Source organism: Nocardiopsis sediminis, assembly GCF_042650565.1.
Classification (GTDB): Bacteria; Actinomycetota; Actinomycetes; order Streptosporangiales; family Streptosporangiaceae; genus Nocardiopsis_B; species Nocardiopsis_B sediminis.
Genome location: NZ_JBHSBH010000012.1, coordinates 172,889 through 196,079, shown reverse-complemented (window position 1 = coordinate 196,079; position 23,191 = coordinate 172,889). Strand labels below are relative to the sequence as shown.

Annotated in this window: 19 protein-coding genes, 1 tRNA gene and 1 pseudogene; 14 read left to right on the top strand and 7 right to left on the bottom strand. The window is 73.7% G+C overall.

Annotated elements, in window-relative coordinates:
• Window positions 1-62 precede the first annotated feature (62 nt).
• Window positions 63-1,769 (top strand): annotated as a pseudogene (locus tag ACFOVU_RS18965) (sensor histidine kinase); the annotation flags it as partial.
• A gap of 494 nt (window positions 1,770-2,263) precedes the next feature.
• Here the strand turns inward: ACFOVU_RS18965 and ACFOVU_RS18960 are convergent.
• From ACFOVU_RS18960 to ACFOVU_RS18950, 3 genes are all read right to left on the bottom strand, one after another.
• Window positions 2,264-2,926 carry a response regulator gene (locus ACFOVU_RS18960; RefSeq protein ID WP_378535484.1) on the bottom strand — a complete coding sequence of 221 codons (663 nt, stop codon included), beginning with the start codon at window positions 2,924-2,926 and terminating at the stop codon, window positions 2,264-2,266.
• A 189-nt stretch (window positions 2,927-3,115) separates the two neighbouring features.
• A complete protein-coding gene (locus ACFOVU_RS18955) occupies window positions 3,116-4,576 on the bottom strand; it encodes an amidase (protein ID WP_378535482.1) in 1,461 nt (486 codons plus the stop codon).
• A gap of 64 nt (window positions 4,577-4,640) precedes the next feature.
• Window positions 4,641-5,642 (bottom strand): D-2-hydroxyacid dehydrogenase, encoded by a 1,002-nt coding sequence (locus ACFOVU_RS18950; RefSeq protein ID WP_378535480.1) that lies wholly within the window; start codon window positions 5,640-5,642, stop codon window positions 4,641-4,643.
• 420 nt (window positions 5,643-6,062) lie between these two features.
• On the opposite strand from ACFOVU_RS18950, the gene ACFOVU_RS18945 reads away from it, so the two are divergent.
• The 4 genes from ACFOVU_RS18945 to ACFOVU_RS18930 all read left to right on the top strand — a co-directional run bounded on the left by ACFOVU_RS18945 (window position 6,063) and on the right by ACFOVU_RS18930 (window position 9,166).
• On the top strand, window positions 6,063-6,545 hold the full coding sequence (locus ACFOVU_RS18945; protein WP_378535478.1) for a DUF3830 family protein: 483 nt from the start codon (window positions 6,063-6,065) through the stop codon (window positions 6,543-6,545).
• Between the two features lie 68 nt (window positions 6,546-6,613).
• On the top strand, window positions 6,614-7,471 hold the full coding sequence (locus tag ACFOVU_RS18940; RefSeq protein ID WP_378535476.1) for a maleate cis-trans isomerase family protein: 858 nt from the start codon (window positions 6,614-6,616) through the stop codon (window positions 7,469-7,471).
• A gap of 108 nt (window positions 7,472-7,579) precedes the next feature.
• Window positions 7,580-8,326: a maleate cis-trans isomerase family protein gene (locus ACFOVU_RS18935; RefSeq protein ID WP_378535474.1), complete on the top strand. Its 747-nt coding sequence runs from the start codon at window positions 7,580-7,582 to the stop codon at window positions 8,324-8,326.
• Window positions 8,327-8,467: 141 nt separating this feature from the next.
• Window positions 8,468-9,166, top strand: coding sequence for a GntR family transcriptional regulator (locus ACFOVU_RS18930; RefSeq protein WP_378535472.1), 699 nt, complete (start codon window positions 8,468-8,470; stop codon window positions 9,164-9,166).
• 163 nt (window positions 9,167-9,329) lie between these two features.
• Here the strand turns inward: ACFOVU_RS18930 and ACFOVU_RS18925 are convergent, their stop codons facing one another.
• Complete coding sequence (locus ACFOVU_RS18925; RefSeq protein ID WP_378535470.1) at window positions 9,330-9,719, bottom strand: hypothetical protein; 390 nt, start codon at window positions 9,717-9,719, stop codon at window positions 9,330-9,332.
• A gap of 621 nt (window positions 9,720-10,340) precedes the next feature.
• Here ACFOVU_RS18925 and ACFOVU_RS18920 point away from each other — a divergent pair.
• The 4 genes from ACFOVU_RS18920 to ACFOVU_RS18905 all read left to right on the top strand — a co-directional run bounded on the left by ACFOVU_RS18920 (window position 10,341) and on the right by ACFOVU_RS18905 (window position 14,552).
• Window positions 10,341-11,327 carry a 2-keto-3-deoxygluconate permease gene (locus tag ACFOVU_RS18920; RefSeq protein WP_378535908.1) on the top strand — a complete coding sequence of 329 codons (987 nt, stop codon included), beginning with the start codon at window positions 10,341-10,343 and terminating at the stop codon, window positions 11,325-11,327.
• The gene (locus tag ACFOVU_RS18915) at window positions 11,324-12,508 is read left to right on the top strand and encodes a four-carbon acid sugar kinase family protein (protein ID WP_378535468.1); all 1,185 of its coding nucleotides are present in this window, start codon (window positions 11,324-11,326) and stop codon (window positions 12,506-12,508) included. The genes ACFOVU_RS18920 and ACFOVU_RS18915 overlap by 4 nt, the downstream gene beginning before the upstream one ends.
• A complete protein-coding gene (pdxA, locus tag ACFOVU_RS18910) occupies window positions 12,505-13,530 on the top strand; it encodes a 4-hydroxythreonine-4-phosphate dehydrogenase PdxA (RefSeq protein ID WP_378535466.1) in 1,026 nt (341 codons plus the stop codon). The genes ACFOVU_RS18915 and pdxA overlap by 4 nt, the downstream gene beginning before the upstream one ends.
• 83 nt (window positions 13,531-13,613) lie before the next feature.
• Window positions 13,614-14,552 (top strand): GntR family transcriptional regulator, encoded by a 939-nt coding sequence (locus tag ACFOVU_RS18905; protein WP_378535464.1) that lies wholly within the window; start codon window positions 13,614-13,616, stop codon window positions 14,550-14,552.
• A gap of 114 nt (window positions 14,553-14,666) precedes the next feature.
• On the opposite strand, the gene ACFOVU_RS18900 is transcribed toward ACFOVU_RS18905, so the two are convergent.
• Entirely contained in the window at window positions 14,667-16,130 is a 1,464-nt protein-coding gene (locus ACFOVU_RS18900; RefSeq protein ID WP_378535906.1) for an NAD-dependent succinate-semialdehyde dehydrogenase, read from the bottom strand.
• A gap of 281 nt (window positions 16,131-16,411) precedes the next feature.
• Here ACFOVU_RS18900 and ACFOVU_RS18895 point away from each other — a divergent pair, with 281 nt between their 5' ends.
• From ACFOVU_RS18895 to ACFOVU_RS18880, 4 genes are all read left to right on the top strand, one after another.
• A complete protein-coding gene (locus ACFOVU_RS18895; RefSeq protein ID WP_378535462.1) occupies window positions 16,412-17,677 on the top strand; it encodes an aspartate aminotransferase family protein in 1,266 nt (421 codons plus the stop codon).
• Window positions 17,678-17,854: 177 nt separating this feature from the next.
• Window positions 17,855-17,927 (top strand) — tRNA-Arg (locus ACFOVU_RS18890).
• 357 nt (window positions 17,928-18,284) lie between these two features.
• The gene (locus tag ACFOVU_RS18885; RefSeq protein ID WP_378535460.1) at window positions 18,285-18,578 is read left to right on the top strand and encodes a hypothetical protein; all 294 of its coding nucleotides are present in this window, start codon (window positions 18,285-18,287) and stop codon (window positions 18,576-18,578) included.
• 305 nt (window positions 18,579-18,883) lie between these two features.
• Window positions 18,884-19,864, top strand: a complete 981-nt coding sequence (locus ACFOVU_RS18880; protein WP_378535458.1) for an endonuclease/exonuclease/phosphatase family protein — start codon at window positions 18,884-18,886, stop codon at window positions 19,862-19,864.
• A gap of 99 nt (window positions 19,865-19,963) precedes the next feature.
• On the opposite strand, the gene ACFOVU_RS18875 is transcribed toward ACFOVU_RS18880, so the two are convergent.
• Window positions 19,964-21,301, bottom strand: coding sequence for an enolase C-terminal domain-like protein (locus tag ACFOVU_RS18875; RefSeq protein ID WP_378535457.1), 1,338 nt, complete (start codon window positions 21,299-21,301; stop codon window positions 19,964-19,966).
• Window positions 21,302-21,675: 374 nt separating this feature from the next.
• On the opposite strand from ACFOVU_RS18875, the gene ACFOVU_RS18870 reads away from it, so the two are divergent.
• On the top strand, window positions 21,676-21,885 hold the full coding sequence (locus tag ACFOVU_RS18870) for a hypothetical protein (RefSeq protein ID WP_378535455.1): 210 nt from the start codon (window positions 21,676-21,678) through the stop codon (window positions 21,883-21,885).
• A 3-nt stretch (window positions 21,886-21,888) separates the two neighbouring features.
• On the opposite strand, the gene ACFOVU_RS18865 is transcribed toward ACFOVU_RS18870, so the two are convergent.
• On the bottom strand, window positions 21,889-23,191 hold a 1,303-nt coding region (locus ACFOVU_RS18865; RefSeq protein WP_378535453.1), incomplete at its 5' end, for a helix-turn-helix domain-containing protein.

The following is a 23,191-nucleotide window of genomic DNA, read 5'->3' as shown; positions in this document are numbered from 1 at the left end:
GGACACACGACCCCACAGCGGTAGCCGAGCGGGATAACGTGTGCACCCGGAGGTATCGATCCGTGCCCGAAGCCCCGGAGCGCTTCCTGCTCCCTCAGATGCGCCTCGATGAGCTGATCTCCGAGCTGCACAACCGCCTGGAGACCGCGCTCTCCACCCGCGACCGTGTCCACTCCCTGCTCGAAGCGGTCCTGTCCATCGGCAGCGACCTCGATCTGGCGACCGTCCTGCGCCGGCTCACCCAGGCCGCCGCGCACCTCGTCGACGCGCGCTACGCGGGCCTCGGCGTGCTGGCCGAGGACGGCCGGTTCGCCGAATTCATCCCCGTGGGGCTGACCCCCGAGGAGACCGAGCAGCTCACCATGTTCCCGCACGGCAAGGGCATCCTCGCCGTGCCCACCCAGGAACGCCACGCCCTGCGCCTCCGCGACCTGCGCGGGCACCCCGGCTTCCACGGGTTCCCCGACGGCCACCCCGCCATGACCAGCTTCCTCGGCGTCCCGATCCAGGTGCGCGGCGAGGTGTTCGGCAACCTCTACCTGACCGAGAAGACCGACGGCGGCGAGTTCGACGAGGACGACGAAGCCATCGTCACCGCGCTCGCCACCGCCGCCGGCGTGGCGATCGAGAACGCCCGGCTGTACGAGGAGACCCGGCTGCGCGAGCGGTGGCTGTCCGCCTCGACCCACATCACCACCCGGCTGCTCTCCGGCGACGACTCCGACGACGTCCTGGGCTACCTGGCGCGCCAGGCCCGCGAGATGTCGGGCGCCGACATCGCCGTGGTCCTGCTGCCCGAGCCGACCGATACCCACCTCATCGCCGAGATCGCCGACGGCCCGGTGGCCGCCGAGATCCTGAAGACCCCCGTGACCATGGGCGACACCAAGTGCGGCTGGGTCTACCGCAACGGCAAGGCCGCCACCATCCCCGACCTGCGCCAGGCCAACTGCCCGATGCTGACCCACCGCGGGTTCGGGCCGGGCCTGCTGGTGCCCCTGGGCACCCCCGGGCGCACCCGCGGGGTGCTGCTGCTCGGCAAGATGGGCGCCCGTTCGCCGTTCACCGACGCCACCCAGCGGATGATCGACGGGTTCTCCGGCCAGGCCGCGGTCGCGCTGGAGCTCGCCGACGCCCGCCGCGACGCCGAGCGCCTGGTCGTCCTGGAGGACCGCGACCGCATCGCCAAGGACCTGCACGACGTCGTGATCCAGCGGCTGTTCGCCTCGGCCATGACCCTGATGAGCACGCTGCGGCTGGTCGCCGACCCCCAGGCCGCCGAGCGCGTCCAGCACACCATCGACGACCTCGACGAGACCATCCGGGAGATCCGCTCCACCGTGTTCGCCCTCCAGCAGCCGCCGGCGCCCGCCGACACGTCGCTGCGGGGGCGCATCCTCAGCGCCTCCGAGAGCGCGGCCCGCGCCCTGGGCTGCCAGCCGGGCGTGGGGCTGGAGGGGCCGATCGACGCGTCGGTGCCCGACGAGATCGGCGAGCAGCTGCTCGCGGTGCTGGGCGAGGCGCTGTCCAACGTCGCCCGCCATGCCCGCGCCTCCGAGGTGCACATCTCGGTGCACGCAGGCGAGCGGCTGACCCTGCTCGTGGAGGACAACGGCCGCGGCATCCCCGAGCACGGCCGGCGCAGCGGCCTGCGCAACCTCGCCGAGCGGGCGGCGGCCCTGGGCGGCGTGTTCAGCGCCGCACCGCGCCCCTCCGGCGGCACCGCGGTGACCTGGAGCGTCCCCCTTCCGGAGGCCGCCGCCCAGCCGAAGGACAACGGACCGCCCGTGCCCGCGGCCAGAACGAACGGTGACACGAACACCGCCGCGAGCGCGGCCGCCGGCGCTGATCCGGGCACGGACGCCGACGCGGTCACCGGTCCCCAGCGCTTGGAGGCGCCCGGGGCCCTGGGAGCGCCCGGAGGCCCGGGGGCCCTCACCGAGCCGATGGGCTCGATCGCCCCCTCCAGCGCTTCGGGGGCCAATGGGGAGCCTCACACCATCGCCCTGCCCATTCAGCCCATCCCGCCGAGCGAACCCCCGACCGAGCAGCTGCCCCGCCTCCACCTCCGGCCCCGCCCGCCGGACGATCCCCATGAGCGCCGCGAGGCCGCCCCTGCGGCCGCGCAGGAGGTCAACGAGCCCCTGTGGAGCACCCCGGCGCGCGGAGGACGGCACAGCGAGGCCGGCGACCGGCGGAGGGACATCTGAGGGGACCGGGCGGTCCCGGGCGGCCGGGATCCGTGCGTCCGGTGGTCACACCGTCATCGGTTCTTGGTGCGCAGCTCGGCGACGAGGATGGCCGCCTGGGTCCGGCGCTTGAGGTCGAGCTTGGACAGCAGGCTCGACACGTAGTTCTTCACGGTCTTCTCGGCGAGGTAGAGGCGCTCGCCGATCTGCCGGTTGGTCATCCCCTCGCCGATCAGGTCGAGGATCTGGCGCTCCTGCGGGCTGAGCTCGGCGAGCGGGTCGGGCGCGGGCGGGTTGCCGCGCAGCCGCTCCAGCATCCGCCCGGTGCTGCTGGGGTCGAGCAGCGACCCGCCGGCCGCCACCGTGCGCACGGCGCCCACCAGGTCGGCGCCGTGGATCTGCTTGAGGACGTAACCGGCGGCGCCCGCCATGACGGCGTCGTAGAGCGCCTCGTCGTCGGCGAAGGAAGTGAGCATGAGGCAGGCGATCTCGGGGCTGGCCGAGCGGACTTCGCGGCACACGCCGACGCCCGACCCCCCGGGGAGCCGGACGTCGAGGATGGCCACGTGGGGGCGGGCGACCGGGATGCGGGCGAGGGCCTGCTCGGCGGTCCCGGCCTCTCCGACGATCCGCATGTCGTCTTCGCACTCCAGGAGGGCGGCGACACCGCGCCGCACCACCTCGTGGTCGTCCACCAGGAAGACCTTGATCGGGTCCGGTGCCTCGCCCGGCGTCATGGGCGCCCCTCCCTCGCATCCGTCTGCTGGGAACGACGTTAGCCCCCTGGCGCGACCGCAGGTACGCCGAAGGGCTCGCATCGCGGGGGCGAAGGTCCCGCAGCGGGCGCCGCGGGGCGCCCGGAATCGGTGCGCCCCGCAGGTCACGGCGGCGGGGCCGGGTACGGCGCCGCCGCGCCGCACGACGGCTCAGGGCCAGATGTGGCCCCACGGGCGGGCCTGCTCGAAGGCGCGGCTCGCGGCGAGGACGAGGGCGTCGGCGTGGCGCGGCCCCACGATCTGCAACCCCACCGGAAGCCCGCTGGTGGTGAAGCCGCACGGCACGCTGGCCGCCGGCTGCTGGGTCATGTTGAACGGGTAGCTGAACCCGGCCCAGTCGGTCCACCGGCGGGCCTTCGACCCCGGCGGGACCTCGCGCCCGGCCTCGAACGCCGGCAGCGGCATGGTGGGGGTGAGCAGCAGGTCGTAGTCGGTGTGGAAGCGGCCCATGCGCTCCCCCATGGCCATGCGGGTGGCCATGGCGGTGAGGTAGTCGTTGGCGGAGTAGGTGAGCCCCTCTTCGATGATCTCGCGCAGGCCGGGGTCGAGCAGCTGACGCTGGTGGCCGTCGAGGTGCTCCATGGCCTTGGCGGCGCCGCTGAACCACAGCACGTGGAAGTCGTCGAGGCAGTCCCCCAAGGGCGGGTCGACCTGGTCGACGTGCGCGCCCAGCTGCTCGAACGCCGTGACCGCCTCGGCGACGAGCCGGGCGACCTCCGGGTGCACCTCGATGCCGCCCAGCGCGGGGCTGTAGGCGATGCGCAGCCCCTTCACCGGGCGCTCCAGCCCCGCGGTGAACGAGCCCTCGGGCGGCGACGGCAGCGCCGCCCAGTCGCGGAAGTCGGGGCGGGCCATGACGTCGAGCATCAGGGCGGCGTCGGCGACGGTCCGGGTCATGGGCCCGCTGTGGGCGAGGCTGCCGAAGGCGCTGGCCGGCCAGTGCGGGACCAGCCCCCACGTGGGCTTGAGCGCGAAGATCCCGGTGAAGCTCGCCGGGATGCGCACCGACCCGCCGCCGTCGGTGCCGGTGGCCAGGGGGGCCATCCCGGTGGCAACGGCTGCGGCCGCGCCGCCGCTGGAGCCGCCCGGGGTGGTGGAGGGGTCCCAGGGGTTGCGCGTGACGCCGGTCAGCGGGCTGTCGGTGACGCCCTTCCAGGCGATCTCGGGGGTGGTCGTCTTGCCGACGAACACCGCCCCGTTCTCGCGCAGCCGGGCGACGACGGGCGAGTCCTCCTCCCACGGCTGGTCGGGGTCGGTGGTGGCCGATCCGCGCAGGGTGGGCCAGCCGCGGACGAACATCAGGTCCTTGATGGAGGCGGGCACGCCGTCGAGCCGCCCCTGGGGCTCGCCGCGCCGCCACCGCTCCTCCGAGGCGCGCGCCGCCGCCCGCGCGTCGTCCGGGTGGACCTGGCAGAAGGCGTTCAGCTCGCCGTTCTGCTCCTCGATGCGGCCGAGGACGGCGTCGGTGGCCTCGACCGGGGAGAGGGAGCCGTCGGCGTAGGCCGCCAGCAGCTCGGTCGCCGAAAGGGCCGCGGGTGAGTCCGGTACGCCGCCCGGGCCGTTGTGCGCGGCGTGCCCGTCCAGCCGGTCCAGGCCTTCGTGCGTCGACATTGCGTGCTCGGTCCTTCCGTTCTTCTCGTGCCTCGGGACTCGGCGGCGGGGTGGTCGCGGCGGGTCAGGGCCCGGACACGTAGCCCCGCCGCTTGTCGACGATGTTGCGCGGTTCGCGCCCGTCGAGGAAGCGGTCCAGGTTGTCGGCGAACAGCTCGACCAGCTCCCGGCGCCAGCCCACGACGTCGCCCGACATGTGCGGGGAGACGATCACGCCGGGCAGGTCCCACAGGGGCGAGGAGCCGGGCAGCGGTTCGGCGGCGAAGACGTCCAGGGCGGCCCCGGCGATCACGCCGCCGCGCAGCGCCTCGATGAGCTCGTCCTCGACGACGATGCGGCCGCGGGCGACGTTGATGAGGCGGGCGGTGCCCCGCATGCGCCCCAGGGCGCGGGCGCCGATGAGGTCGCGGGTGGCCGAGGTGAAGGGGGCGGCGACGACGACGTAGTCGGCGCGCGGCAGCGCGGTGTCGAGGTCGGGGCCGCCGGTGTCGAAGGAGGAGGCGACGACGGTGCCGAAGTCGGGGTCGGAGTCGCTGACGGTGCGCCCGGCGCCCTCGACGGTCATGCCGACCGCGCGGAGCTGGCGGGCGATGGCGCGGCCGATGGGCCCGGTGCCGATGACCAGGGCGTGCCGGCCGCCCACGCGCTCGGTCTCGCGGTGGCGCCAGACGCGGTCGTGCTGGAGGTCGCGGGTGAGGGGGAAGCCCTTGGCAAAGGACAGGACGAGGCCGAGTACATATTCGGCCATGGGCTGGTCGAAGACGCCGCGGGAGTTGGTGACCACGACGTCGCTCTCGACGAGGCCGGGGAACATGAGGTTGTCGACCCCCGCTGTGGCGGCGTGGATCCAGCGCAGCGAGTCGGCCTTGGGCCAGGCGGCGGTCACGGCCTCGGAGAAGAGGTCCCAGACGAAGAGCGCGTCGGCGCCGGGCAGGGCCTCGGCGAGCCGGTCGGCGGTCACGTAGTCGACGCCGCCCAGGCGGGGGTCGGAGTCGTAGGCCTCGTGTCCCGGCGGGAGGTCGTCGCCGTGCAGGACGACCAGGCGGGGCGGGTTTCCGTGGCTCACTGAGGCGGCTCCCGGTTCGCGTCGTTGATGGCGACGGTGGCATCGGACGGCCCGAAGCCCTTGAAACGCTAGGGAGCCTTCGTATGATTGTCAACAATCGACTTTCGTGACATACGGGCTCCGACCGGGCGGTTTCCGGACGGGCCACCGCCACGGGGGCCGGGGCGGGCGGCGCGCCACCCGGCTCGCTGGACGTCACACCGTTCCGCCGACCGGCGCGGGGCGCAACCATTGATCCATTCGACGTCGCGATCGTATGATTGTCGACAATCCGCGGCGATGCCGCGGCCGGGGTCGATCCGTCGTCCTCTCCCGCGTTGGCGCCCGGTTCGAGGAGAGGACCTCTCCACCGATCCGGTGCGGCGAAGAATCATGTGACAGCCCGACAACGAAAGGGCCGATCCGACGATGCCCAGGTATATGACCATCAGCCTGGAGAAGCGCGGCGTCTCGTGCACGGCCGAGCTCCTCGACAAGGACGCTCCGCGCACCTGTGACGTGGTGTGGGACGCGCTGCCGCAGGGCGGCGAGATCTACCACGCCAAGTACGCCCGCAACGAGGTCTATGCGATGGTGCCGCGCTTCGCGGCCGAGGAGCCGGGGCAGGAGAACCCCACGGTCACCCCCATCCCCGGCGACGTCGTCTACTTCTCCTTCAACGGCGGCATGCTCGACCGCCGGTTCAAGGAGGAGAAGGGCATCGACCACCTGCCCGGCGTCATCGACCTGGCCATCTTCTACGGCCGCAACAACCTGCTCCTCAACGGCGACGTCGGCTGGGTGCCCGGCAACGTCTACGCCACCATCGTCGACGGACTGGACCGCATGGCCGAGGCCTGCAACGACGTCTGGCGGTCCGGCGGTGTCGGCGAACGCCTGGTGTACCGGCGGCTGGAGGGGTAGCGGTCACCGCTCTCGGACCTTCGAGGTCATCCGCAACGTGAACACGAAGAGAAGGAGGTGAGTGACCAATGCGAACCGACCGATCCGCCGGGAACCCGGCGAGCGGTGGCGCCAAAGGCCACCGTGACCAGCAGGACGAACAGGTCATCGAGCGGGACCAGGCATCGAGCATCGTCGAGATCCCGGCCCTCTCCGAGACCCCGTGGCAGTCCGGTGTGGGGATCGTCGCACCCTACGACTTCGCGCTCGACCGCGAACTGTGGCGGTGGGCGCCCGACGACGTCTCGCTGTACGTCACCCGGCTGCCGTTCGTCCCGGTCCCGGTGACCGTGGACCAGGCGTCGGCCCTGAGCGACGGCGACAACGTCGCCCGCGCCACGCGCGACCTGCTCGCGCCGGAGCCGCTGGTCGTGGGCTACCAGTGCGCGTCGGGCAGCTTCGTGCACGGCATGGCCGGCGAACGGCGGCTGCGGCAGAGCATCCTCGACGCGGGAGCGCCCGAGGCGGTCACCACCTCAGGCGCGCTGATCCAGGCGCTCGAAGCGCTCGAGGCGCGCCGGATCGCCGTGGTGACCCCCTACGTCGACAGCGTGACCGAGCGGCTGCTGGGGTTCCTCGGCGAGAACGGCATCGAGACCACCTCCAGCGTCGGGCTGGGGCTGCTCGGCCACATCTGGAAGGTCGCCTACTCCGAGGTCGTGCAGGCGGTCCGCGACGCCGACCGCCCCGACGCCCAGGCCGTGTTCATCAGCTGTACCAACGTCCTGACCTACGACATCATCGCGCCGCTGGAGCGGACGCTCGGCAAGCCCGTGATCGCCGCCAACCAGGTCACGATGTGGGCCGCGCTCCAGGCCATGGGGCGCGAACCCGTGGCGCACGGCCAGTACCTGGTCGACGCCACGGCGCGCCGCACCGCCGCCTGACCACCGGAGCGCCCGCCCGGCCGTCCCACGGGGGCCCGGCCGGGCGGCGCGGCCGGACCGGCGCAGACCGGATCCGGCCGGACAGACCAGAGAGAGGTGATCCGTTCCATGCCCACCGCCGGTTTCCTGTACCCCGGGTACAGCGCCGAGGACGACTACCCCGAGTTCCAGAAGCTGCTGGGCCCCGATGTGACCCTTCGGCTGGTGCACACCCTCATGCGCGAGGACGCCCACCGGGTCGACGCCCTGCTGGACGTCGGCGGGCCCGATGTGCTCGCCGACGGCGTACGGGAGCTGACCGCCCTCGGCGTCGACTCCGTGGTCTGGGCCTGCACCAGCGGGAGCTTCGTCTTCGGCTGGGAGGGCGCCCGGGAGCAGGTCGCGGGGGTGCGCGAGGCGGCCGGCGGTATCCCGGCCTCCAGCACCTCCTTCGCGTTCGTCAACGCGCTGCGCCACCTGGGCCTGACCAAGGTCGCGATCGCCGCGACCTACCCCGAGGACGTCGCCGCCCGCTTCGTCGGCTTCCTCGGCTTCGCCGGGATCGAGGTCGTGCGCTGGGCGGGGCGGGGAATCGTCACCGCGGCCGAGGTCGGCACGCTCGGATCCGACGACGTGCTGGAGTTCGTCGCCGCCGGGAACCACCCCGACGCCGAAGCCGTTCTCGTCCCGGACACGGCGCTCCACAGCTCGGGCATCCTGGACACCCTGGAGGACCGGCTCGGCACCACGGTGCTCACCGCCAACCAGGTGAGCGTCTGGGAGGGCCTGCGGCTGGCGGGCGCCACCGGGCCCCGCGAGGGCCTGGGCACCCTGTTCCGATCGGGGGCCGCCATGGCGGTCGCCGCGGAGGGGTAGGCGGAGCCGCACCGCGGCGGCGGGCGGGGGGCACGACCCCCGCCCGGTGCCGCCGGGAGCGGTCCCGGCCCCATGGCCGTGGCCGCTCCCTCCTGCATTGCCGGACACATACGGACACGAACGGAGAGGAACGCGGATGCAATGAATGCCTCAGGTCGACTCCAACCGGTCCCGCGGCGGTCAACGGCCGCCCTCATCGCCGACCAGCTGCGATCGGCGATCATGTACGGCACGCTGGCCCCCGGCGACCAGCTCGGCGAGACCGACCTCGCCGGCCAGCTCGGCGTGAGCCGCGGCCCGCTGCGCGAGGCCATGCAGCGGCTCGTCCAGGAAGGGCTGCTGCGCAGCGAGCGGCACCGCGGGCTCTTCGTCCGCGAGCTCGCGCCCGAGGACGTGCGCGACATCTACGTGGCGCGCCTGGCGGTCGAGCGCACCGCCTGCGAGCTGATCATGCGCGGCAACCGCGGTGAGGCGGTCGCCCGGCTGACCGCCGCGCTGCGCGGGCTCGTCGACGCCGCGGCCACCCGCGACCGGGTGGCGATGAGCGACGCCGACCAGGCGTTCCACCAGACCCTGGTGAGCTGCTCGGGCAACCACCGGCTGGAGCGCATGGCCCAGACGCTCCTGGTCGAGACCCGGATGTGCCTGACGGTCATGCAGGATGCCTACCCGGAGCCCGGTGAGCTGGTCGACGAGCACCAGAAGCTGCTCGACGCCATCACCGACGGCCGGGAGGAACTCCTGCTGCACCTGATCGAGTCGCACATGCTCGACACGGTCGACCGCATCTACCACCAGGGGGAGCCCGGAACAGGGCGCTCCCGCGCGGTCAGCGGGTGAACGGCGGGCCGCCGGACCGGGGGCCGGCCGTCCGCGCAGGCACGACGCCCGCCGCATCCCATCAGGGGTGCGGCGGGCTTCTTCGTGTTCAGGGCCGGCGTGTGCGGGGCGGGGGGCGGCAGGCGGGCGCGGCACGGCCGGGTGGGGGACAACGGAGGCCCGGTCAATCGGCGGCGATGACGCGCCGCGCCCAGCCGGGCCAGTCGACGGGCTCATCGCCGGGGAACACGACCTTCAGCCGCTCGGCACCCTCCCCCGGCTTCCCCGAGGTGCAGTCGATTTCGCGGACCGTCACCGGGGCTTCGGTGTCCGGCAGGACGACCCCGATCGCCCGCGCCTCCTCGGCCGTCACCTCCTCGGTGGCGGACCGGCAGCCGTTGGCCTCCGGATCCTCGATGAGGCGGGCGGTGTCCTCGGACTGGTAGCGGTAGGCGGCCTCGCGGACCACCACGAACCTCAGATCATCGTCGGCCGCGCCGGCGGCGGGGGCCGCTCCGGCAAGGGCGGCGGCGCATGCGGCGGTCACGGCGGCAACGGCCGTCAGAATACGCACGAATCATTCCTTTCAGTGAAAGTTTGATTACGCACTGCGATTCTTGCAGCTAAATACGTACCATCTGCGGGCACAAGGCCGCCAGTCCGTCATCTCGCCCCGGAACGCGGCCGGCCGCCGGGGCCGCCTCCTCATAGCGCCCGCGAAACGACGCGGGACCGCGGCGGCGCCGCGCCCGCCGCCGGGGGCCGGGTGGCACCGGGGCCGCACCCGGGCGGCGGATTCGCCCGGATTCCCATCGGTTGCCCGCCACTGACCCCCCGATCGCCGCCCGCCCGCACGTCCGCGGCGACCCCCCTGTGCCCGGCCGGACCGCCGTCCCGCCCGCTGGGCAACCGCGGCGCCGTCGCGCCAGGGGCCCGTGGCGGCCGGGGCGCACATACCGCCCGGGTCGCACCGACCGCGCGTCGATCCGGCCACCGGGTCGCGCGACGGCACCCCGAGGGCGGCGAACCGAGGACCACGGGCCCGACGGCCGCCACGGACCGAGGCTTCTCCTCGCCGCGAATTGTACGTACACTCTGTACGTACAGAATCGCCGTCGATCGACCGCCCCCTGGAGCGGGGGCGGGAGAGTGAAGAGGAGGAGCAGTGCAGGACCGCAGCGGCGCCCTGGTCCCGATGTTCCGGACCATGACCCGGCTGCCCGGCGGGCTGATGCTGATCCCGCTGGTGCTGGGCTCGGTCATCGGCACCTTCGCCCCCGGCGCCCTCGACATCGGCGGCTTCACCACGGCCCTGTTCAAAGACGGCGCACTGCCGCTGATCGCCCTGCTGATCTTCGCGACCGGCACCCAGGTCACCATGCGCACCGGCGGCCCCGTCCTGGCCACCACCGGCGTGGTCCTGCTCGGCAAGAGCCTGATCCCGGGCCTGCTGATCATCGGCCTCGGCGCGGTCACCGGCCTCGAAGGCATCCTGGGCGTCTCGATCCTGGCGCTGCTCTCCGCGGTCACCAACTCCAACGGCGGCCTGTGGCTGGCCATCACCGGGCAGTACGGCCGCGCCCGCGACCGCGGCGCCTACATCGCCGGCGCGGTCAACGACGGCCCGTTCTTCGCCCTGCTCTTCATCGGCGCCTCCGGGCTGGGGCAGATCCCGGTCGTCGCGTTCGTCGCCGCGCTCGTCCCGTTCGTCCTCGGCGTGATCGTCGGCAACCTCGACGCGCAGTGGCGCGAGACCCTCGCCCCGGTCCCCAACATCGTCATCCCGTTCTTCTCGTTCGCGCTGGGCGCCGGGATCGACCTGGGCGCGGTCGCCTCGGGCGGCCTCACCGGCATCGTGCTGGGCGTGCTCATCACACCGCTCACGGGCGGCCTGGTCTACCTGGGCTACCGGCTGATCCTGCGCCGCGGCGGGGAGAGCGGCCTCGGCTTCGCCGCCGGCACCACCTCGGGCAACGCCATCGCCACCCCGGCCGTCGTCGCGGCGGCCGACCCGTCGTTCCAGGCCTACGTCGCCGCCGCCACCCCGCAGATCGCCGCGTGCGTCCTGGTCACCGCCCTGCTCGCGCCACTCATGGCGTCCTGGGCCCTCAAGCGCAGCGGCGCGAACCCCGCCCGCAGCGAAGCAGCAGAAACGGCGCAAGCCGAGGAGGCACAGGCATGACCCCCGCGATCGCCCTCGTGGCCGACGACCTGACCGGCGCCAACGACACCGCCGTGCGGTTCCTGCGCGCCGGCTGGACCACCGAGCTCCAGCTCGGCACGGCCCCCGCGGCGGCCGACGTCGTGGCCGTGACCACCGACTCGCGCGCCCTCGCCCCGGCCGAGGCAGCGGCCGCCGTCACCGGAGAGGTGCGGCGGCTGCGCGAGGCCGGGGCCCGCCACCTCTACAAGAAGGTCGACTCCACCCTGCGCGGGCCGATCCTCGCCGAGATCGAGGCCGCCCGCGCCGCCTGGGCGCCCGGCGCCACCGTCGTCGTCTGCCCGGCCTTCCCCGAGGCCGGGCGCACCGTCCGCGACGGCGTCCTGCTGGTCGACGGGGTCGAGGCGCACCTGACCTCCGTCGGCTCCGACCCGGTCACGCCGGTCCGCGAGAGCCACATCCCCACCCTGCTGGGCGGCGCCCACGTCCGGCTGACCGGTGACGACACCGCCGCGCACGCCCGGCAGCTGGCCGAAGCGGGACCGATCGCCGTCCCCGACGCCGAGACCGCCGCCGACCTCGAACGGATCGCCGCCGCCGTGGCCCTCCTCGGCGCCGACACCGTCCCCGTCGGCTCCGCCGGCCTGGCCGGGCCCATGGCCGGGGCCTGGGCCGCCCAGGAGAGCCCGGCACCCGCCCTGGTCGTCGTCACCTCGCTGCACTCCGCGACGCGCGGCCAGGCCGACCGGATCGCCGCCGAAGACCCCGGCGCCATCGAACGGCCCACCCCCGAGCAGGTCGCCGACGACACCGCCTGGACGGCGTGGTGCGCCGGGCTGGACGCCCGCTTCGGCAACGACCGCGGCACGATCGTGCTCCTCGCCCCCGAGGACCGCGGCCGCGGGCTCGACCCCGCCCTGGTCGCCCGCCGCTTCGGGGAACTCGCCGCCGACCTGGCCGGACGCCACCCCATAGCGGGCCTCGTGGTGACCGGGGGCGACGGCGCCCGCGCGGTCGTCGACGCCCTGGGCGCCAACGGCATCACCCTCATCGGCGAGATCGCCGCCGGCATCCCCATCGGCGCCCTCTCCGGCGGGCCCCTGCGCGACACCCTCATCATCACCAAGGCCGGCGGTTTCGGCGACCCCGATGCACTACTCACGGCCGCCTCGGCCGTCCGACACAGGAGGCAGCACCCATGAGCCGTCCCACCCTCGCCATCACCCTCGGCGACGTCGCGGGCATCGGCCCCGAGATCACCGCCAAATCGCTGCTGAACCACCCCGGACTGCGCGAGATCTGCCGGCCGGTCGTGATCGGCGACGCCGACGCGCTGCGCGCGGGGGTCCGGCTGGCCGGCGGCGACCCCGCCCGGGTCGAGGTCGTGGACTCCCCCGAGAAGGCCGGCGACGACCCCGAGCGCATCCCGGTCGTGCAGGTCGGCCCCTCCTTGGGGCACGTGCCGCCCGGGGAGCTCAGCGCCGAGGCCGGCGACGGCGCCGCCCGGTTCGTGATGGCCGCCTGCGACTTCGCGCGCCGCGGGCTCATCGACGGCATCGTCACCCCGCCCCTCAACAAGGCCGCGATGCACCTGGGCGGCCACCCCTGGCCCGGCCACACCGAACTGCTCGCCCACGAGTTCGGGGTGACCAACTTCAGCCTCGTGCTGTCGGCCGGCGACCTGTACTTCTTCCACCTGACCACGCACGTGTCGCTGGCCGACGCGATCCGAGGGGTCACCCCCGAGCGCACCGACAACGTCCTGCGCCTGGTCGGCGCCTTCGCCACCGCCCTGGGCCGCCCCGACGAGCCGATCGGGGTCGCCGGGCTGAACCCGCACGCGGGCGAGAACCGGATCTTCGGCGACGAGGACGCCGACGTGCTGGAGCCCGCGGTCGAGCGCGCCCGCGCGGCCGGGATCAACGCCTCGGGCCCGCTGCCCGCCGACGCCCTGATCCCCGCGGCGGTGCGCGGCAAGTGGAAGCTGGTCATCGTCTGCTACCACGACCAGGGGCACGCCCCGTTCAAGGCCGTGTACGGCGACGACGGCGTCAACATCACCGTGGGGCTGCCGGTCGTGCGCGTCTCGGTCGACCACGGGACCGCCTTCGACATCGCCGGCAAGGGCATCGCGCGCGAGGCCAGCCTCGTGCTCGCCATCCAGCGGGCCGCGGACCTCGCGCCGGGCTGGAACCACGTCTGGGAGACCGCGCGCGCGTCGTGAGCGCGCGGCGCGGGTCCGGGGCCGCTGGGGTGCGCCGCAGCGGCCCCTCGGCCACGAAGGGAACAGGTCCTAGAATCCCCACCATGCCCATCGACCGGTCCGACCCACGCCCGCTCTACGCGCAGATCGCCGCCACCCTGCGCGCCGAGATCCGGGACCGCGCGATCGCACCGGGCGACACCCTGCCGAGCGAGGCCGCGCTGCGCGAGCGGTTCGGGGTCTCGCGCAGCGTCATCCGCCAGGCGCTGTCGACCCTGGAGGACGAGGGGGTCGTGCGGCGCGACCCCGGGCGCGCGCCCGTTGCCGCCAGCGGGGTCGAGCACCGGCGGCTCGTGCAGCGCGTCACGGGGCTCTTCGACCAGTTCTCGCACAGCGGGCTGAGCCTGGGCACGAGCGTCGCGCGCCTCGAACCGGCCACCGCGCCCTCACGCGTCGCCCGGCACCTGGGCACGCGCTCCGTCCTGCGGCTGGAGCGGGTCCGGTCGGTCGACGAGGCCCCGCTGTCCTACGTGCGCACGTGGCTGCCCGCCGACCGCGTTCCGGGGCTGACGGCCGCGATGCTCACCGACGCCTCGCTGCACCGCCTGCTGGAGTCGCGCTTCGGCGCGCACCCGATCAGCGGGCGGCGCCAGATCCGGGCCGTCCCGGCCGACGCGGCCATCGCCGCCGAGCTCGAGGTCGCGCCGGGGTCGCCGCTGCTGCTGCTGGAGGGGAGCACCTTCGACCAGCACGGCGCCCCGCTGGAGTGGTTCGAGAGCTGGCACCGCTCCGACCGGGTGGTCTTCGACATCGAGGCCGACGAGACCACCGAGCAGGTCCGCATCCAGCCGCACCGGTCGCTCCTGGGGGAACCGGCGGAAGAGGCGGGGGAAGCGGAGCGGCCGGAAGCAGAGCGGCCGGAGGCGGGGGCGCCGGCCGCGGGTACAGAGGGCCACGACCGGCCGGCCGACCTGCGCCGCGCACGGGAGCTGCTACGCCGGGCCCAGGAGGAACTCGACCGCCTCGCGGCCGAGGAGCGCTGACAAGGAGCGGCCGTGGCGCGGCCGCCGGCGTGCACGGTCGGCACGCCCGGGCGCCGCCGTGCCGCCGCCCCCACGCGGGAAGGGCGACGGCACGGACGACAGGCGGGTCAGCGGTCAGACGCCGCCGATACCCACGTACTTCGTCTCCAGGAACTCGTCGATGCCCACGCGCCCGCCCTCGCGGCCCAGGCCGGAGTGCTTCACACCGCCGAACGGCGCAGCGGGGTTGGACACGATGCCCTGGTTCAGCCCGACCATGCCGGTCTCCAGCGCCTCCGAGACCCGGAACGCCCGCCCCAGGTCCTGGGTGAAGACGTAGCTCACCAGGCCGAATTCGGTGTCGTTGGCGTCGGCGATCGCCTCCTTCTCGTCGTCGAAGGTGACGATCGGCGCGACGGGGCCGAAGATCTCGGTGGAGGTCAGCTCCGCCTCCTGCGGGACATCGGTGAGCACCGTGGGGCGGTAGAAGTAGCCGTCGCCGTCGCCGGGCCCGCCGCCGACCACGACCTTGGCGCCGCGGCCCACGGCGTCGTCGACCAGGCCCTGCACCTTCGCCAGCGCCTTGGCGTCGATCAGCGGGCCCACCTGGACGCCGTCGTCGGTGCCGCGGCCCAGCTTCAGGGCGCCCATGCGCTCGCTGAGCCGGCGGGCGAACTCCGGGGCGATGCCCGACTGGACGTAGAGCCGGTTGGCGGCGGTGCACGCCTCGCCGATGTTGCGCATCTTGGCCTGCATGGCGCCCTCGACGGCGGCGTCGAGGTCGGCGTCGTCGAACACCAGGAACGGGGCGTTGCCGCCCAGCTCCATGGAGGTGCGCAGCACCTGCCCGGCGCTCTGCTCCAGCAGCTTGCGGCCGACGGGGGTGGAGCCGGTGAACGAGACCTTGCGAATGCGGCCGTCGCGCAGCAGGGGCTCGGTGACCCCGCCCGGGTCGGTGGTGGGGAGCACGCTGAGCACGCCTTCGGGCAGGCCGGCCTCGCGGAGGATGTCGGCCAGCGCCAGGGCGGACAGCGGGGTCTGCTGGGCGGGCTTGAGCACCATGGTGCACCCGGCCGCGATGGCGGGTCCGATCTTGCGGGTGCCCATGGCCATGGGGAAGTTCCACGGGGTGATGAGCATGCACGGGCCGACCGCCTGGCGCATGATCAGGAAGCGCGCCTGGCCGTTGGGAGCGACCGAGAACCCGCCCTCGATGCGGACGGCCTCCTCGGAGAACCAGCGGAAGAACTCCGCCGCGTAGGCGATCTCGCCCTTGGCCTCGGGCAGCGGCTTGCCCATCTCCAGCGTCATCAGCAGCGCGAGGTCGTCCTGGCGCTCCATGAGCAGCTCATAGGCGCGGCGCAGCACCTCACCGCGCTCGCGCGGCGCGGTGCGCTGCCACGAGGGCTGCGCGGCGGCAGCGGCGTCGAGGGCGTCGAAGGCGTCATCGACGCCCGCGTCGGCCACCTCGCACAGGACCGACCCGGTCGAGGGGTCCTCGACCTTGAACGTCCCGCCGGCCTTGGCGTCGCGCCACACGCCCCCGATCATGAGCCCCTTGGATACACGCTCGACGACCAGCGCCTCCCGGTCTGCCACGGTCATAGCCCTGCCATCCCCTTCCGGTTGGTGTTCCGGACTCCGCCTGCACCTTCGTGGAGCCCGAACAGCGCACCCCACGCGGGGTTACGCCTTCCCCGCCTGCGGTTCCGCGTAACCGGTGCCCATGATCCTCTACCCGTGCGGGCGGGTGCCCGGCGCCATGCGGGGTAGTGCTGGACCTGGACACCGCTCCATGGCGGATGATTCCATAGCGCTGTCGATTGTCAACAATCCTACGGAAATCCACGGCATCACGGAATACGGAATGAGGTCTGAGCATGGCTGAGCAGTCGGCCGAGCTGTCCCCCGTCCTGAAGCAGGCCACCCCGGTCCTGGCGGCGCGGGGCGAAGGCGTCTACATCTACGACGAGGACGACCGCCGGTACCTCGACTTCACCGCCGGGATCGGCGTCACCAGCACCGGCCACTGCCACCCGCGCGTGGTCGAGGCGGCCCAGCGCCAGGTCGGCACGCTCATCCACGGGCAGTACACGACCGTCATGCACCGGCCGCTGCTGGAGCTGACGGAGCGCCTCGGCACCGTGCTGCCCGAGGGGATCGACCGGCTCTTCTACGTCAACTCCGGCAGCGAGGCGGTCGAGGCGGCGCTGCGCCTCGCACGCCAGGCCACCGGCCGGCAGAACGCCATCGTCTTCCAGGGCTCCTTCCACGGGCGGACCATGGCCGCCGCCTCCCTGACCACGTCGGGGGTGAAGATCCGGGCCGGCATCGGGCCGCTGATGCCCGGCGTCGCCGTCTCCCCGTTCCCCTACGCCTACCGGCTCGGGCTCAGCGAGGACGAGGCCACCGCGTATGCGCTGCGCGAACTCGACTACCTCCTCGCCACCGTCAGCTCGCCCAAGGACACCGCGGCGATCTTCATCGAGCCGGTGCTGGGCGAGGGCGGCTACGTGCCCGTGCCAGCGGCCTTCCTCACCGGGCTGCGCGAGCGCGCCGACCAGCACGGGATCCTGCTCGTCGCCGACGAGGTGCAGACCGGCTTCGGCCGCACCGGGCGGTTCTGGGGCCACGACCACTCCGGCGTCCGGCCCGACATCGTGATCACCGCCAAGGGGCTGGCCAGCGGGTTCCCGCTGTCGGCGATCGCCGCCCCGCACGCGCTCATGGAGAAGGCGTGGCCGGGCTCCCAGGGCGGCACCTACGGCGGCAACGCGGTGTCGTGCGCGGCGGCGCTGGCCACCCTCGACGTCATTCAGGAGGAGGGGCTCGTCGACAACGCCGCCCGCATGGGCGAGCGCCTCATCGCCGGGCTGCGCGAGGTCGCCGACGCCCACCCGGTGATCGGCGACGTGCGCGGGCTCGGCCTGATGGTGGCCAGCGAGTTCACCGCGGCCGACGGCTCCCCCGACCCCGACACCGCCGCCCGCGCCCACAAGGCCGCCTCCGAGAAGGGCCTCCTCCTGCTCACCTGCGGCCCGCACGGCAACGTCGTCCGGATGATCCCGCCGCTCATCGTCACCGCCGACCAGATCGACGCGGCCACCGCCATCTGGACCGAGGCCGTCAAGGAATCCGCCTCGTAACCCCCAGCCCCACCGGCCGGGCTCCCACCCGCCACAACACCGGGAGCCCGGCCCTCCACGCCCCCACCCCGCCCGCCCCACGGGCCCCATAATCCGGTGAAACCCCTCCGATCCCCGTGGTAGAGTCGTACACGTCTCCAGGGGGAACACACCACTGGCGACCACAACCGAAAACCTGCACTCGTAGCTCAATGGATAGAGCATCTGACTACGGATCAGAAGGTTGGGGGTTCGAATCCTCCCGAGTGCGCGCTTCCGGCTCAGGGCCTCTTTCCGTAAGGGAAGGGGTCCTGAGCCGTTTCGGGTGTGCCTGTGGGGCCGGCTCGGGCGTAGGTTCCTGCGTCGGCGGCCTTGTCCTGGTTGCAGGTGGTGGTGGCGGAACCTGAACCTGTGTGGTCGTCGAATGAGTCCGTTTCGGTCCACCGGAGTCTTCCGCAATTGACGAGTGGGACGTCCTCAAACCCGCTCGCCCCCGTCCCGTCGCGGGGTTTCGTGTTTCCGGCGTGACGCCTGATGCGACGGCGTGACTGTGGTCGGGAGATGACCTGGTGCTCCGCGGGAACGCCACCCGCGGCGCTCTCCCCGCCCGACGGAAGGACGCCGCCACATGACAGCAGAGACCACCCCCACCGGCCGAAGTCAGAACACCGGCCACCGACAGCGCGGAGCGGGCGCTTCCGCGGCTTCACGCCCGTCTCCGGCGCGGTTCGGTGAGGTGCTGCCCGGTCTCACCCGGCCACGCGCGCGACGCCGCCCGCTCTTCGGCGTGCTCGTCGAGCTGACCAGTCTGGCCGAGCAGGTCCGCCTGGAGACCGAGGAGATCCGCCACACCGCCGACCAGGTCCGGGCCACGGCCGACCGCCTCGAAGCCGTCCGCCGCACCAAACCACGCCGCCGCTGACGGCCATCGGCACTGGGGTGCCGACCGTGTCGCGGGCCCGTAGGATCGGTCGCGCCAACCCCCCAGAGGAGGACGAGATGGACCCCGACTTCGAAGATGTGGGCGAGTTCGCCGAGGCGGTCGTCGATGGCGATGCCGGAGAGATGGTCGAGGAGGCGCTGGAGATCACCTTCGGGATCGATCTCTAGGGTTCCGCGGTCCGTTGCGGCTCCGGCGGATGGTCGCCGGAGCCGACGGCGACGCCGTCCCGCCCCCGTGTCCGGCCGGTGGCCGGATGCGGGGGCGGCGGGCTCTATCGTGTCCGGATGGACGATCTCCCCCGGATACGCGTCAACATGGCCAATGTCGCGGGCGGCCGCCTCACCGACCCGAGCGGGCCCAACGGGTATGCCCCCGGCGACCGCACCGACGTGTTCGCCGACGCGGTCTCGGTGGGCCGGCCGCATGTGATCGTGCTGAGCGAGCTCGACTGCGGACCGGAATCGCGCCAGATCGAGCGGCTGTCCGCCCGCGCACTCGGGACCACGGGCGTCCACACGGCCAAGGAGTCGTGGAGCGACTCCCACGTGCCGGGCGTGGAACGCCTCGGGCTGGGGATCGCCTCGTGCTTCCCGCTGCACGACGTCCAGCGCATCGACCTCCCCAAGCCGCCGTTCGAGCTGCTGTTCTGGAACAGCGGGGCGAGGCTGCCCTGGCACGATAAGGGCCTGCTCGTTGCGCGGTGCGAAGCGCCGGGCGGCGACGTGCACATCGTCGCGGCGCAGCTGCACCCTCTTCACATAGGGCGCACGCCCGATGGTGCCCTTCACTCCTACGACCACGGCGCGGGCCGGGAGTTCGGGCTGCGGATCTCCGAGTTCATCGCCGAGCGGCTCGCCGCGCTGGGGGTCCGGCGGATGATCCTCGCCGGCGACCTGAACATGCCCGACCCGCGGGCGCTCTTCTCCCGTCTCGGCGACATCGCTCTGGTGGACGTGTTCGGCCCCGGCGCGCCGCCCGCGACCACGCCCGATGGCCGATCGATCGACCGCGCCTTCGTCAGCGAGGAGCTGCGCCCCCTCGCCCACCAGGTCATCCCGGTCCCCGGGGCCGACCACTTCGTGGTCTCCTTCGAGGTGGAGGACGGCCGCAGGCGCGCAGCGGACGCGCAGACCCTGGCCCGTTCGCTCGGCGACGCGCCCGCGATGTCCCCCGATCACCTGACGTCCGCGCGGGGGCACGCCCCTTCGGCGCGCCGCCCCGTCACGTCCCCCTCACCTGCCCGGCCCCGCCCGCGCGGGCGCTGAGCCCCCCGGCCTGCCGGTCCTCACGCCGCGGCGCATCCGGTCCCCGGGGCGCCGTTCAAGCCGCCTCCCCCTCATCCCCGGTCGCACGCGGCGCCGCCGCTACCGGTCCAGCGCCGGGCGCTTGGGGTCGAACCCCCACCCGGGGACGAGGTAGCGCATCGCGGCCGCGTCGTCGCGCGCGCCGAGGGCGTGCTCGCGGTAGAGCCGGTTGGCCGCGTCGACCCGGTCCATGTCGAGTTCCACGCCGAGGCCGGGGCGGCCGGGCAGCGCCAGCTCCCCGCCGGAGATCACCAGGGGGTCGGTGGTGAGCCGCTCGCCGTCCTGCCAGATCCAGTGGGTGTCGATCGCCGTGATGTCACCGGGGGCCGCAGCGGCGACGTGGGTGAACATCGCCAGGGACACGTCGAAGTGGTTGTTGGAGTGCGATCCCCAGGTCAGCCCCCACGCCTCGCAGAGCTGGGCGACGCGGACCGACCCCTGCATCGTCCAGAAGTGCGGGTCGGCCAGCGGGATGTCGACGGACGCACCGCGCACCGCGTGCCCGAGCTGGCGCCAGTCGGTGGCGACCATGTTGGTGGCGGTGGGCAGCCCCGTTGCGCGCCGGAACTCCGCGAGCACCTCCCGCCCCGAGTACCCGGCTTCGGCGCCGCACGGGTCCTCGGCGTAGGCGAGGACGTCGCGCAGTGAGCGCCCCAGCTCGACCGCGCGTGCCAGTGGCCACGCCCCGTTGGGGTCGAGCGTGACGCGCGCATCGGGGAACCGGGCGGCGAGTGCGCGGATGGTCTCGGCCTCTTGCTCGCCCGGCAGCACGCCGCCCTTGAGCTTGAAGTCCCGGAAGCCATAGCGGCGTTCGGCGGCCTCGGCGAGCCGCACCACTGTCTCGGGGGTCAGCGCCTCTTCGTCGCGCAGCCGGAACCACTCGTCGTCGGAGTCGTCGCCGGACCGGTACGGCAGATCGGTGCGCCCGCGGTCGCCCACGAAGAACAGGTAGCCGAGCACGGGGACGCGGTCGCGCTGCACGCCGTCGCCGAGCAGGGCGGCGACGGGGACGTCGAGGTACTGCCCGAGCAGGTCCAGCAGCGCGGACTCCACAGCGGTCACCGCGTGCACCGTCACCCGCAGGTCGAAGGTCTGCGCCCCCCGCCCCGCCGCGTCGCGGTCGCCGAACCGGCCCCGCATGTCGTTGAGGACGGCGTTGCGGTCGCCGACCGGCCGCCCCACGACGAGTGTGATCGCGTCCTCCAGGGTGGCGCGGATCGATTCGCCGCCCGGGACCTCGCCGACACCGCTGCGGCCGTCGGAGTCGGTGAGGACGACGAGGTTGCGGGTGAAGAACGGAGCGTGGGCGCCACTGAGGTTGAGCAGCATGCTGTCGTGGCCGGCCACGGGGATCACCCGCATCGCGGTGATGACGGGGGTCTTGGGCGGAGCGCTCATGGACGCCTTTCCTCGGGCCGGCAGCGGGGGACCGGCGGTGATCACCGGGTTCACCTTGAACGTAGCCCTCGTCGCTCCTGCCCGTCCAAGGTCGCTTTTGCATCGGCCCATACCGGGAGGGAATCGACGGCCCCGCCCGCTCGGGCGGGGTACGTACGCAGGGCCTGGACGTCACGGCACCGGAACGGGAGCCGGTTCCCCGGATTCGGTCCTTTTCCGGCGGGTTGAAAGTGCCGACGCTTTCCACCGGGTGATCCGCTTTTCTGATTCATGCGGAATTCGTCCCCCAGGCCAACCGGAATATGATTTTCCCGTCCGCCGAATTGCGCGGCCCCCGCCGCTCGGGTGCCCACGGCGGCGACGGGAGGGGGCGCGTGGAGGACACCGTTCGACGCGATGCGGTCACACTGGCGGTCGTGGGTCTGGTCTGGCTGGGGATCGGGGTGGTCCTGCTCCCCGGGACCGGGTGGATCACCTGGACGGCGTTCGCGGCCGCCGCGGTCTTCGTGGTGCTGGGCGCCGTGCGTGCGGCCGTGCTCCTGCGGGCACGCGACGGGGACGCCCCCGACGACCCCGGAGCATGACCCTCAGCCGGACGGGGATGCGGGCTCCGCTGGGCGCGCCGCCGTTTCCCTGTAGTCCTTGGGGGTCGTGCCATAGGCGGCGCGGAAGGCGCGGCTGAAGGCCGAGGGATGCGGGAACCCCCAGCGGGTGCCGATCTCCTGTAGGCGGATGCCCGCCAGCCGCGGGTCGGAGAGGTCGCGCCGGGCACCGTCGAGGCGGCGGCGCCGGATCCACGCCGCGAGCGTGGTGTCGTGCTCGTGGAGGAGCCGGTGCAGGTAGCCGACGGAGACCCCGTGGGCGTCCGCGATCATCCCGGGGCCCAGCCGCGGGTCGCCGAGGCGCCGGTTGGCGAACACCTGGATGCGCAGGAGCAGGCTCCGCCGGTGGCTCTCCTCGGGCGCGTCGAGGTCGAGTTCGCGGGCGAGCAGCGCGGCGGACAGGTCGAGCACGGCGGTGCCCAGGCGCTCCGCGGCGGCGGGCCCGAAGCCCGCCGCGTCCGACGCGATCCCGTGGACGAGCCCCGCCAGGAGGCCGCCGACCGGGTCCGGCACCGGGATCCGCCGGCCGAGCAGGCCGTCGATCCACTTGGCGGGCAGCAGCAGGGCCGCCCGCGGCACCGCGACGGCGACGGCCGGGGACACGGTGGCGTCCGCGGTGGCGCGGACGGAGTGGGCGGGACGGAGGTCTCGGCCGGAGCGCACCGCCGTGCCGTCTGCGCACCCGCCGGAAGCGCCTTTGGCCTCGTGGTCACCGGTGCCGGTGATGTCGCGGGGCCGCTGGGTGCCTGTGCGGCCGCCGGGTGCCGGAGCGCCGAAGGCGCCCAGGAACGGGTACGGCGCGTCGTGCAGCAGGATGTCGCCCGGGGCCGGAGCCGGTCCGGTCCCGGGGCCGGGCGGCACGGCGTCCGTGGCCGCGCCCAGGGGCAGCGAGATGAACAGGTCCCCGGGGCCGGAGCAGCCGGCCGGCTCGGCCGGGCCGGTGGTCTCAGCGGGAACGGGCGCGGTGGCCCACACGTGGACGTCGCCCAGGCAGCGGACGCACCGCCACTCCGGGGCACCGACCGCCGGCGCGACGCGAGGGCCGTCCGCGGCGCGGCCGGCATCGGCGCTCCGCCGCTCAGTGCCGACACCCCACGGCCCGGTCCCGACGCCCGCCGGCCGACGGGTCAGCAGGTCGGCCTCCGACTGCTCCGCTGGGTGGGACGTGGTCACGCGCCCGGAGCCGGAGCTCCACCCCTCAGCGTCACCGCTCCACCGCTCCGGGCCGGCCCCCCACGGCCCGGCGTCGGCACTCCCCTGCCGGTGGGCGAGCCCGCCGGCCGCCGGG